This window comes from Bacillus cereus group sp. BfR-BA-01311 (assembly GCF_022664295.1).
Taxonomy (GTDB): domain Bacteria; phylum Bacillota; class Bacilli; order Bacillales; family Bacillaceae_G; genus Bacillus_A; species Bacillus_A cereus.
Genome location: NZ_JAKUHC010000002.1, coordinates 442,794 through 455,420 on the forward strand (window position 1 = coordinate 442,794; position 12,627 = coordinate 455,420).

Genomic DNA, 12,627 nt, shown 5'->3' on the forward strand with positions numbered 1-12,627 from the left:
TAGCATTTCTATTTCAGATAAAATGTACTAATAAAATTTTTCTAAAATTTCACTTTGTAATTTGATATATTCCATGTTAATATAACGAAGGCTACAAAACAGGAGTCACCACACATATCATTTTCACAGAATATTCATACTTAAAGAACCTTATTTTATCAGTAACTCAATCCCAATTTTACCTATACAAAAGTTAGTTTATAATTTCATATGCACATGAATTTAAATAGATTTTTTATCTATTATTTTTTCTATTTTCCTTATCGATTTTAATACGAGTAATATAACAGCACTTTTCAAGTACCCTTCCTTTTTAGATAAAAAGTCTACTAATACTAAACATCTTTGTCCAACTCATACATAATTCTACTTACAAACTATCGGAGATGCAAAACTATGGGAATTTCTACTCTTTTATTAAATACCTTTATTATAATAATTTGTATCCTTAGCTATCACGTACTCTGGCTAGAGTTTAAAGAAAAAATAACATGTAATAATATGTTATTTTCTATCCTTTCCTCCATTGCTATTATTTTTTGTATGACTTTTCCTTTTCATTTACATGTGGGATTTATTTATGATTTACGTTTTATTCCTATTATATTAGTTTTTCTATATGGAAATACAAAAAACATTGTTTTTATAGGAATTTTATATCTTTCTTACCGGTTTTACTTAGGCGGAAATGGCGTTCTTCCATCATTTATTATCTTCACTATTATTTTGGGTATAACAATGCTCTTTCGTTACTTATTACCTATGTATTTTAAAGAAAAAAAGATATTATTAAGCTTACTTCTTATTTTAGTATGTACAGCTTCACTTTCTATTTGCGGTATTGTAACTCAAATAAATACAGGAGGTAAAATAGACTCTACTCTCATAGAATTTTTATTAAATTATATAGTCATTAATATTTTCACAGTATTATTATCAGTTTATTTTATAGAGGAAATGATTGAGAAATATAAAATGAAAGAAAAACTGCAACGGGCTGAAAAATTTTATATAGCTAGCGAACTAGCAGCGTCAATTGCACACGAAATCCACAACCCACTAACCACGGTACATGGATTCACTCAATTATTAAATGAAAAACATGCCTCTAAGCTATCTCAGGAGCAATACTTAGAAATCATGTTAATTGAAATGCAGCAAATACAATCTACTATTAATAACTATTTATCTTTAACCAAACCACAGAACACCCTAAAAGAGAAAATAGATATTAATCACATTTTAAATCAGGTGAAAGATACTATTTCACCACTCGCTCTGTCATACAAAGTTGAAATCAAACAAAATAGTACAGATTCCTTTTATATAAATGGGGACCCCGAAAAATTCAAACTCTGTCTAAACAACATCATCCAAAACGGAATTGAGGCTATGAAAAATGGTGGATTATTACAAATAAATATACAAAAAGTAAAAGAAAATATCATAATTGATATTATTGATTCAGGAATTGGGATGTCATCTCAACAAATAAAACGAATTGCTTTGCCATTCTATTCAACAACAGAAAAAGGAACTGGGCTTGGTACTATGATTGCTTATAGTATTATTAGAGAATTAAACGGAGATATAGAGATAGAGAGTGAATTAGGTAAAGGGACACGTTTTTCTATTAGTATCCCTTGCTAACGTGATAACAATTTTCTATTTAGTTAATTACATAAAAGGATCAGAGTATATCTATTGTTACAGATATACTCTGATCCTTTAGTTTAATTCAATTAAAAACACTTAATATTTATAACTTTTCTTACATCGTGATGAAATACTAGTTCATCGATTTTATCTCATTTACTGATTAGATTTGTTTAATGTAAATATAATATCTCGCGATACTTAATTTGTTATTATCATTAGGGACATTTCCTGCAGTTGTTTTTTCATTAAAGTACAGACCTTGTGCCATTCATTGAAAAAGACAACTCCCTTTTTACTACTTCACTTCCACCGTATAATTCCCTGTTCCACCACCATACTGATACACATGTAAATAATACTTCCCTGGATATGTGTAGTAACTACCTACTAGTTTATTCCCTTGTTGCTGAGCATACGTAACATAATTATTTAAATCTGCTGCAGAATAAAGTACCCAGTTCATTCCGATATTATTTTCATTCGTTACGTTAATTTGAAGGTTTTTAGCATTCTCCACATTAATTTCAAAGAAGTCACTTGTATCGCCATTTCCTAAACTAGCACGTAAAACTTGATTTAACTGCAGTTTGTTTGCTGTTTGGAATGAGTTATTCGGTTCTTTTTCTACACTGTTATCTTCTTTCTTTTGAACAGTTACAGTCGCTGTAGCAGTATTAGTTGCTCCTTTATCGTCTGTTACCGTTAATTTCGTCGTATACGTTCCTTCTTTTGTATATACGTGAGTTGGATTTTGCTCATTACTTACTGCTCCATCACCAAACTCCCATCTATACAAAGTAATTTTCCCGTCTTCATCTTTTGATCCGTCGCTTTTAAATGAAATTGCTTCATTTACATTTCCACTATACGGACCATTTATAACTGCAACTGGTGCTTTATTCTCTGCACCTTCTTCTGTATTAATACCGTGGAACACAACATCATATTCAAATTGTCCTGATGCATTCACGCGATAATTTACGAAGTATGCTGTTACTGTTTTATAGCCTGTCCATTCCTTTTCACTTAAACGTTTTAACGTATCATTAACGTTTTGTGTAATTGTTTTCCAATCTTCATATTCTCCTTTTGCTGTAGTTCCTGTATATGTTCCTTGTAGTGTGAATGTATTAAAGAACTGTGATTCATTTTTCTTCACTGATACATTTTTCAATTTTGCTTCCGCTGTTATTTCTGCCGCAATATCTGAAACTGGCTTCGATGCATGATTTGCTAAATAATCGTCTGATACTAATGGCACATTATATTTCTCACGATTATCAACTAGTATTTGCATATAATCTTGATATTCTTTATTTAAATTCGCATCTTTACTTAATGTAGAGCGATATGCATCATATGCTGTTACATCATTCTTCCTAATGAGATCATGTATTTTATCGAACATATCATATCTCTTATTGTACATATACGATTGTAAAGCAAAGGAATAATTATAGAAATCCCACGTTCCATACTTTGCATTTAACGTTCGCTCTGCCGTATAACGCTCTGCTGGATTTGAAGATAATCCTCCTATAATACTCTTTCTCGGTACAACATTATCCGTTCTCGTTGCCCCTGCAAAAAATTCAGCATTCCCTTCTTCAAACCAAGATAATCTTTCATTTTCATATATTTTCCCTTGTCCCCATAACCCTGGTACTTCATATCTACCTTGTAAATAATGCGTGAACTCGTGTCTGAATAATTCTTCTAAACTATAAATACTTTCTTCTGGCGTACGCTCATAAGTAAAGAACGTACCTGTTCCTTCTATATAAAGACCACCGTTATTCGTTTCATAACCGTACAATTGACGATTAAATTGATATTCTGCTGGGCTATTATAAATAACCATCGTTAATACATCATCAGGATTTCCTTTTTCTAAAGGTTGATCACTTTCAACCGTACGATGGAATTGTGCCTTCACTTCTTTTGCCGCCCAATATAAACGTTTTACTTTTTCTTCTGTCACTTTATCTCCAGCTTTTAAAACAATTGCCCCATCATCAAACGTATACGTTTTTGGCAAATATTTTTTCTTTCCATCTTCTCTTATTTGATCTAAATTCACCACTTTACCATTTGCATCTTTTCCACCATAATTCGTTGCGATTTGCTCAGCAGCTACGAAATATGGCTCCCCTAAATACGGATAAATTTTCATCGCATCTGTTACAACTTGTAACCCTTTCGTTCCTGTACTATGGAACATACCGAGTCTACCTGTATAATAAATGCCATTATTAATAAGCCAACCGTTTTTTTCTGTAATCGTTCCTATTAATGCAAAACGACTTAGTTCATTAATATAACTATCTATTTTCTGATACCATACTGTATCTTTCGGTTCTTTCCTCGTATCGTACAAATACGATTGAATGTCGTAATCAACACCTTGCATAATATCGTAAATAGCATTTCCAGCTGAAAGATTATCTACTAATGTAGAAAAATTATCATTATATTGTTTAAAAATCTTTGCAGCTGATGTTATCGTTTCCACATCGCTCGAAGCATTGCCTATCAACTTTCCGTATGATGATACCACTCTATTTTGCTCTAATGTACCCAGCTTGAAATTTGGGTTGTTAGCTATCGCTTTTAATGCGGGTAAGCATTTATCATGGTAACTCCGTTCATTTAATTTACTAAGTTCCGAATTATAAAATCCTAAATAAAATCCTGAACGTAATACCTCTACTAATGTCTCAATCCCTTTTGAATCATCCCTCGTATATGCTTGTCCTTGCTGCTTCAATTTATCAATAATCGCCTGCATCCTACTATCATTTTGATAGAATGCTAGACTGTCTGTATTAAACTGAAATAGCCCCGTAATTTGCTCCCAATCAATTGTTATAAGTAAATCTACTAACTGCTGATTACTTAATTGATTTAATTCAGCAATTGTATAAGTTTTCGCTACAGCTAATTGCTTACTTTCTTTTTTCACCTCAGGTGGTCTTTGTGATAAATCGGCAAATTGTAGCCTTTTCTCAAAAGACTTGCTTTCGAGCACTTTCGATGAATGAGCTAATTCTTGTACTGGTAGTTGTACACCGACTGGCTCCATTTTGAGCACATTTCGATAAGAAACTTGCTCTCCCCTAGTATCTTCTGCCAAACTGACCCCTTGAAAACTCCCTAACATTAAACTAGCAAAACTTACCCCTACTAACATTTTCTTTGAATAGCCTTTCATGCTCTCCCCTACCTTACATTTTTAGTGTCCCGCTCCATTATTTTACTATTTTCACTTTTTGTCCTGTATTGAGAAAAAATAAGGTAACGTTCACACATGTATCCATTCCATGTAAAATTAACGCTTGACTTTCCGTGCATTTTATATCAAAAAAGATAGATAATAGCAAAATTTCTGCTACATCTATCCTCGTTTTCAACACTATGATTTTAACTTTATAAACGTAACTTCCGGTAATGTTTGCATATGCTGAATAAACTCATTCTTTTCTTCTGACGATATATTTTTCAGCTGCATTCCTACCTTATAAACAGTTTCTGTACCTTGCTGTGAAGCTTCCACCTCATATGAGAGTATTGGGATGCCTTTCACTTGTAGTGTTTCTAATATTTGTTGTATCGCTTCATGTTTATTTACAAACATTTGCACTGTTATATTTTGTGGAAATAGAAATTGCACCTTAAAAATACGACTTACAATTTCTAAACCAATTAAAACGAGAATCGTCGCTCCAATGCCTACTACATACATTCCCGCTCCAATTGCTAATCCTATACCGGCAGTAGCCCATAAACCAGCCGCGGTCGTTAATCCTTTCACCGCCTGCTTTTGAATAATAATTGTGCCTGCACCTAAAAAACCAACTCCACTAACGACTTGTGCTGCAATCCGACTTGGGTCTAGAGACGTATGCTCTTCATACACAATATCTGAAAAGGCATATTTCGAAACAACCATTATTAACGCACTTCCTACCGCTACGAGGAAATGAGTCTTTAATCCAGCTTCTTTCGATCGAATTTCTCTTTCAATACCAATCATTGCTCCTAACAAGCCAGCAACACCGATTCGTATAATAAAATCAAAATCTACACTCACGGGCACTTCCCCCTTTCATTCATTATAGATAGATAAAACAAAAATTATCACAAACATCCATTTATCACCATGAAAGAATACCACTAAAATACACTTAATACTCCGACTGTTTTATGTTAATATTTTAAATATTAACATAAAATAAATAACTCCTGATTTTAAACCTTCACTAATTTTCTAAAAAACCAAAGGTGGATTGCATGAAATTAGGTTGAGAAATTTAAGAAAACGCTTTCATTTTGTTTCATAATTTTTTATAAAAAATACATAAATAAAGGAGCTTACTAACAATGAACGTCTCGTTACTTACACCTACTACTGATTTACAAGAAGAATACTTAGATTTCTATAACGAATGGAAAGATAGCGGCGAAACAATGATCCCGTGGGTTATCTCAAAAAATCCTGCCAACTTCCCAGCTATGGTTCAAGAACTTCTCGATGCGCATAACGGAATAAATATCCCTGAAACTTGGGTACCAGACTCTACATATTGGCTTGTTACAGATGAAAATAAAATTGTGGAAGCTGTTAATATACGTCATAGTTTAACCAAACATTTATTTAACGCTGGCGGTCATATTGGTTATGGCATTCGCCCTTCTGAAAGAAGAAAAGGTTATGCTACGAAGTTACTAGCATTATCATTAGAAAAAACGAAGGAATTAGACATCACGAAAGTACTTGTCGTTTGCGACGCAGTGAATACCGCTTCTGAAAAAACGATTTTACATAACGGTGGGCTTCGTGATGATGATTTCACTGAGGAAGATGGGAATGTAGTAAGAAGATATTGGATTGAGCTATGAATGATCACAAATAAGCGAGAAAGTGATTATACACTTTCTCGCTTATTTTACACTGCTTCTATTTCAAACTGCACTGTAATACCACTTGGATCTACCACCACAAACCCATTTGTAGTTTCATTTATTTCATGTTGTTTTTCTATTAATCTTTCTTTCACTTCATCTAACGCTTCTTTATACGGTAGTACAATCGTATACACCTTTAGTCCAGTTGCATGTACTGGTGGGTGTGGGTTGTTTACTCCGTTCCACGTATTTGCACCAATATGGTGATGATATCCCCCTGCTGAAATAAATAAGCAATCCTCTTCACGCTGTTGTACTTCAAAACCTACTGTTTCCACATAAAATTTATGTGATTTCTCTACATCAGCTATTCGTAAATGTACGTGCCCAACGACAGTATTAGCAGGCAAACCATCAAACTCATAATCAACCAGTGTTGCCAATTCTTTTAAATCAAGTGGTGTACTTCCTCCTGGCCCTTCTCCCCATCGTTCGCGCGGACGGTCTGCATAAATTTCAATACCATTCCCCTCTAAATCTTGCAAATAAAAAGCTTCGCTATATGTATGATCACTTGCACTATTAAACCTTGAAATTGGTAAAATTTCATTTGAATATGTATAACGCCCTTCTTGCTCATCCGGGCTGTCAATTACATTCTTATTACGAAGAACCCCAAATAGCGCAGAAGCAAAAGCTTCACGAGTCGGAACTAAAAAGGCTACATGATATATACCAGTCGTACGCGGTTCTTGCAGTACCCCGTCCTCTAACCTTTCAAGAACAAGTAACGCGTTCTTTCCACCTTTTCCAGATAAATATGCTTTATTCCCCTCTTGCTTAATTACCTCTAATCCTACAACATTCTCATAAAAAGCAATTTGACGCTCTAAATCTTTCACTTTAAATTCAACATGACCAATACGTGTTTTCGGATGAATTTGTACCATGAATAACTTCATCTCCTTATCCCTATATTTTCCCATTACATATAACCGTTACTATGAAGGATACAACTAAAATCATCCTATGTAAATAAGAAAAGTCAGAATTCACATACATTTTTATTTTCATAATAAAAAGCCATCTTTTCTAACTTTTAGAAAAGATGGCTTTTTAACTCTTATCTCATTTTATGTACTTCAGCAACTAGCTTTCCACCCTGAATGCCCATATAAAGCTTCACAGGTGCATCATTCGTATTTTCAAATACTAAATCTAAATATGGATATGCAATTGTAGCATCTCTTCCTTGTGGAACATAGCCTACCGTTTTAGAATGTGTAGTTCTCTCCACCATTTTCAGGCCAGCTTGATCTGCTGCATTGTATAAAGTTGAAGATGTTTGACAAACACCACCGCCATATCCATCTACTAATTTACCATCAACTATTTCTTTCCCTAATTGATATCCTTTATCTGGTGTTGTATCACCGATTAATGAATTAAAAGAGAAACGGTCTCCTTTTGCTAACACAACTCCATTTATGCTCGCTGCTGACAAACGAATATTCTCAATACGGCCACCTGTTGAACCACCTAAGTTCGTTTCATATCTACCAATTACCGTACCATTTCCTTGCGCATCACTTAATGTTGCGACTGGTTTTTTCTCCACGATCGGCAACTGATACGTAGCATCCCACATACCAACATTTAACAATTTATCTACTAATTCTTTTTCCATTAATTCATAAGAAGGTTTTCCTTCTTGCCAACTTCCATCAGGTGCTATACGTGAAGGAACCATTTTTTTATCGACGCTTTTTCCAACCTCACCAACAACCTTTGTTACAGACTTTTTAAATTTCGCTTCATCTTCAAAATAGCCTAAACTAGATAAATCTAATTTTTTCACTTCAGTACCAGTTCGACCATCAACTAAACTAATAGTATCCTGCACTTCTGCTTTAGCCTCTACAGTGTGTCCACCAATATCACTTACCAATGCAACATCACTTACTTTTGCACCACAGCCACTCATTATAGCTACACATAACACCCCAACTAAAATACCCTTTACTTTACGGAACAATATACTCTCTCCCTTTCCCCAACATCACTATTATGTATTTATTTCATTTCTATGTATGTTTTGTTACAATCATTTTACAATATGTTTATAAAATGTTACAAGTTATTTTTCACTCTATATAAATTACTCTTTTCTTTTATAAATGTCTATACATATTTACATAAAAGTTTGAGTTTGATAGAATTGTAACTTTTATGTAAACTCTCTCTTTTATCCAGTATATACCATTAAGCAAAAGAAATACAAATCAAAAACCCTCAAGTTATTTTTTATAAAGTGAAACTGTAATCAGTGAAGGTTTTACGGGCATCCCGACCCTCTTTATTTCCGCTGAATTTTGAAATGGGGGTCTTACTGCCCAGCAAATAGCGGGATAAAGAGAAATCCCGTCAACATAAATAGGTATTTGCCGTGCCACCGCTCCGCTTTTGCACATACATTATGGTGAATTCAACCTATTTTAAAGAAATGGAGGATGTTATTATGTATCCCTACAATCCATATGATCCATATAATCAATATGTGTACCAACAACCACAGTATGACTTACAAACACAATATCAATCTTATATAGATCAAGCAGAGCACACGAATCCATATGACCAAAATAGACAATTCCAACTTCCAATCTCTTTTCCTGGCACTGGAAATCGTCAATTAGAAAGACGCGTAAATGCGCTTGAACAAAGAGTACGTCAACTAGAAAATACAGTTGAGCGCCATACACGTAGACTCAACCGCTTAAACCAACGTTTACGCACAGTAGAAAACAGACTAAACATTCCATTCGCAGCATTAGAAGACGGGTTTTAATCGAGAAAATAAAGATTATATAAAGGAAGGGGCTTCCCCTTCCTTATATAAATTGACGAAAGTTTTTTCCATCTCTATACTGATAAGAGTTAATGAAATGAAACAAGGTGATAAATATGGATTTTGAAATAAATTATCTTTCCTTTTATGTTGTACAAGTAGAAGGAAAAGGTGAAGCAGTTGATAAACGCTACAAACATTTTCAAACTTTAGACGCTGAAGAATATGAAGATAGTTCCTTAAAAGAATTTTTGAATGGTGAGTTATTAAAAATATCGAAGCGAAAAGTAGAACGTCATGCAAAAACAGAACAAGCCCCAACAAAAATTGGTCGCTTTATTGTAGAAGAAGGGCACGAACTTGATTCAAACCCTCATTACAACCTTTTTAATCGTATTCGCTTTGCAGAAACAAAAGAAAACTTTAAAGATATGAGCGAACCTCTCGTTTATACATATCTTGACACAAGCGCTGTACGTGGTGGTGTATTTTTAATTGCTCAGGCAAAACTACGCAAATACTTTGATGATCCATTCGTATTCGTAATGAAATGCGACTTTGAACCAAAGGTTGCTTCTATTTCTGATGAATCAACACTGATTCGTAACGTTGAAATGGCCATCACAACAAAGAATATGAAATCTATCCAATATCCGTACATGCCTGAAGAAGGTATGGTTGAAGTAGGCGAACTAAAAATACACCAAGCATCACATGCCCGCTACTTTGAAGACTTCTTAAAATTCGTCGAATACGAACGCTCTATGCCTGAAATTATGAAAACACAAGTAATGGACATGGTATACGACCAAATTGAAGATGTATTTGAAGAAGGTACAGAAGAACGCGAACAATTCGACCAAGCGATGGAAGTATGGGCTGCCAGTCCGAAACGCGAAATTATGGAACAATTTTCAACCGAAGAAGTAATGGAAGCAACTGCTCAAATCGTCGAGCATGCTCCTGAAGTCGAATTAAAACTAAAAGCAGATCATATCTCTGTGAAGGCCCTGCTTGCTGATTTCGGGGATCAAATACATATTGCGAAGGTAAATGATCGATATGTACTTATGATTGAAGCAGACACACTTACATTTGAAAAAGGCTTCTCTCCTATTGAGTTTCTGAAGCCAGATGAGCTGCAAGATGTGATTGAGCGGATTGAGAATAAGCAGCAGTATTCGTTTGATCCGAGCGGTATTGAATAAAATGAAACTTTAATCAGTGGGGTTTTGTTCATCCCCCACTAATTATTAACCCTCACCAATCGGGCTTTTACGGGATAAATACTTCCATATAACTGTTGTTACTGGGCGCTTATAATAAGCGCTCTTTTGTTTATATTAAAAACCGATTCTACTAAGAATCGATTTTTCTGCTTTATAATAAAACATGTTTATTTTCAAATTTTTTTGATGCAAGATGACATTTGTTGCAGAATCAAATATATCCCTTCCTTGTTATACAAGCTTATTTCCATTAGAAATATCTACTTCAATATTTCTAGTTGACCAAGACCTTCTATAAGTTGTTAAGATGCAAATTTCACTTTACTACCTCAAATTTATTGTACTCGTAAAAAGATAATTGAAAACGATATTCCGGATGTTCTCTCACCCAATCGTAGGCTTCTTCTAAAATTTCCATTTTGTTTTGCAAGTCATTAAGTTCACTACATTCGTCCCTTTTCTGTTTGCACAGAGGGCAGAATCCATTCACTATTTCCGCACTCGTCGCCCTAATAGTTTTACTTTCTAAATCAACTACTAGACGAAGAATAACAGAATGCTCTTCTTTTGTAGTCACCTTCATTTCAGCAATCCGATCCTCATTCCAAAAGACACCGTTTAATTCCATCTTTACTGTGACATCTTTAATATCCAAGTCTACCACTATCACACCTCCCTTGTACAAAACTCAATCTTACTCTTCTATTTTAAACTTTAATACACCACAACTTAAAGAGATATTAAGTTTTTTCCAATTCTTCTTTACTATGAAAGAAAGTGTAGTTAATGCTAATTGTGTGGTAAATATTATCCCAAAAACTAAAACAGTTAAAATGTTAAAGATTGTTTCCATTAAACTACACTCTTTTCTTTATATATATATTTATTTTATTAATACGGTTTAAAACTCTTATTACGTCTTAACAATCCCAAAGCAATTATAATGCACAATCACAACAACAAGTTGATGCCTATTTAATATCAATACGCTGTTATTACATGTATGTAGTTAGAGGGGGAGGAGAAATTCATTTAACCTCTGTATTCTCCTCCATCTCAGCCAAATACCTAATCTGCCGTTCCGCTTTTCTCACTGCTGTACGAAAATGTTTTTTCAGGAGTTCTACTGTATTTTCACTTATATAATATCTTTCCGTTATACTTTCCCACGTGTCACCACTTTCAAATGTACTCCATTCAAAAGGGCGTTCTGTATTTTTCTTTAGTTCTTTAAACACCCATTTTCGCATCTTTTTTTTCGCTTTTTCTGTTAGTTTTCCGTTTTTTACAAGTTCAAGTTCACCATGTCTTTTGTATCGCTTATTGATATCTCTCTCGCTATATACTTTAAGAAGTATATTTGCTGTATTTTCAGCATCTGCTAAAGCACGGTGCTGTTTTCCTTCCCACGTTAAAGCGAGCTGTTCTACCGCAAATTGTAAACTTGGCGTATGTTCAAACAATTCCTCATATGCTTGGAAAACAAATTTTTGCAAATCAATTCTATTTTCTTTTTCTATACTTGGGCATTCAACACCATATAATGTACAATCATGAGATAGAAAACGATAATCTTCTTTTCCCCATGAAACAAATATAGAACCTTCGCCGATGAACTGAATAAATTTCTCTATAATTTGAGGGAATTTTTCTACACCCATTAAATCTTTTTTCGTAATACCGGTTAATTTTGTTGTATGACGAGTTAATCGTGCACTTGGTTTTACTAACTCCGAAAATTCTTCAATTATCTTCATTGTACCTATTTCTATTTTTACAGCTCCGATATCAACTATTTCTGATGGATCTTCTGATTTATACGGTCTGAAATTCCTTTCAATATCAAACACAATGAAATGTGTAGCGTTTTTCAATTTATTTACCTCTTTCTAAATTCCTTTTCACACAAACACTTTATTTTCAGTATTTATTTATTCATGTACTTTATACAAAAATACTCCGAATAAATAAATGAAAATTCAGTCT

The 12,627-nt window shown here is 33.9% G+C and carries 10 protein-coding genes; 4 read left to right on the top strand and 6 right to left on the bottom strand.

Features of this window, described 5'->3' with window-relative positions:
- Positions 1-396 precede the first annotated feature (396 nt).
- Positions 397-1,650: a sensor histidine kinase gene (locus MR136_RS07410; RefSeq protein WP_000513034.1), complete on the top strand. Its 1,254-nt coding sequence runs from the start codon at positions 397-399 to the stop codon at positions 1,648-1,650.
- A gap of 304 nt (positions 1,651-1,954) precedes the next feature.
- On the opposite strand, the gene colA is transcribed toward MR136_RS07410, so the two are convergent.
- Both colA and MR136_RS07420 read right to left on the bottom strand, forming a co-directional pair.
- A complete protein-coding gene (colA, locus tag MR136_RS07415) occupies positions 1,955-4,870 on the bottom strand; it encodes a collagenase ColA (RefSeq protein WP_061457555.1) in 2,916 nt (971 codons plus the stop codon).
- Positions 4,871-5,071: 201 nt separating this feature from the next.
- A complete protein-coding gene (locus tag MR136_RS07420) occupies positions 5,072-5,749 on the bottom strand; it encodes an MgtC/SapB family protein (RefSeq protein ID WP_000109728.1) in 678 nt (225 codons plus the stop codon).
- A 290-nt stretch (positions 5,750-6,039) separates the two neighbouring features.
- Here MR136_RS07420 and MR136_RS07425 point away from each other — a divergent pair, with 290 nt between their 5' ends.
- Entirely contained in the window at positions 6,040-6,558 is a 519-nt protein-coding gene (locus MR136_RS07425; protein WP_061457558.1) for a GNAT family N-acetyltransferase, read from the top strand.
- 47 nt (positions 6,559-6,605) lie between these two features.
- Here MR136_RS07425 and MR136_RS07430 read toward each other — a convergent pair whose 3' ends face one another.
- Positions 6,606-7,514, bottom strand: a complete 909-nt coding sequence (locus MR136_RS07430; RefSeq protein ID WP_017673143.1) for a VOC family protein — start codon at positions 7,512-7,514, stop codon at positions 6,606-6,608.
- 173 nt (positions 7,515-7,687) lie between these two features.
- The gene (locus MR136_RS07435) at positions 7,688-8,599 is read right to left on the bottom strand and encodes a VanW family protein (RefSeq protein WP_000488973.1); all 912 of its coding nucleotides are present in this window, start codon (positions 8,597-8,599) and stop codon (positions 7,688-7,690) included.
- A gap of 483 nt (positions 8,600-9,082) precedes the next feature.
- Between MR136_RS07435 and MR136_RS07440 the strand changes: the two genes are divergently transcribed.
- Positions 9,083-9,412, top strand: a complete 330-nt coding sequence (locus MR136_RS07440) for a hypothetical protein (RefSeq protein WP_017673144.1) — start codon at positions 9,083-9,085, stop codon at positions 9,410-9,412.
- 116 nt (positions 9,413-9,528) lie between these two features.
- Positions 9,529-10,620, top strand: coding sequence for a DUF3900 domain-containing protein (locus MR136_RS07445; RefSeq protein ID WP_000345046.1), 1,092 nt, complete (start codon positions 9,529-9,531; stop codon positions 10,618-10,620).
- 337 nt (positions 10,621-10,957) lie between these two features.
- Here MR136_RS07445 and MR136_RS07450 read toward each other — a convergent pair whose 3' ends face one another.
- Both MR136_RS07450 and MR136_RS07455 read right to left on the bottom strand, forming a co-directional pair.
- Complete coding sequence (locus MR136_RS07450) at positions 10,958-11,305, bottom strand: hypothetical protein (RefSeq protein WP_000227983.1); 348 nt, start codon at positions 11,303-11,305, stop codon at positions 10,958-10,960.
- Positions 11,306-11,669: 364 nt separating this feature from the next.
- A complete protein-coding gene (locus MR136_RS07455) occupies positions 11,670-12,515 on the bottom strand; it encodes an exonuclease (protein ID WP_000786417.1) in 846 nt (281 codons plus the stop codon).
- Between the last annotated feature and the right edge of the window lie 112 nt (positions 12,516-12,627).

Excerpts from the sequence above, each read along its gene's own strand:
- MR136_RS07410 (WP_000513034.1), top strand. The coding sequence starts at position 397 with ATGGGAATTTCTACTCTTTTATTAAATACCTTTATTATAATAATTTGT.
- colA (WP_061457555.1), bottom strand. The coding sequence starts at position 4,870 with ATGAAAGGCTATTCAAAGAAAATGTTAGTAGGGGTAAGTTTTGCTAGT.
- MR136_RS07425 (WP_061457558.1), top strand. The coding sequence starts at position 6,040 with ATGAACGTCTCGTTACTTACACCTACTACTGATTTACAAGAAGAATAC.
- MR136_RS07430 (WP_017673143.1), bottom strand. The coding sequence starts at position 7,514 with ATGGTACAAATTCATCCGAAAACACGTATTGGTCATGTTGAATTTAAA.
- MR136_RS07440 (WP_017673144.1), top strand. The coding sequence starts at position 9,083 with ATGTATCCCTACAATCCATATGATCCATATAATCAATATGTGTACCAA.
- MR136_RS07445 (WP_000345046.1), top strand. The coding sequence starts at position 9,529 with ATGGATTTTGAAATAAATTATCTTTCCTTTTATGTTGTACAAGTAGAA.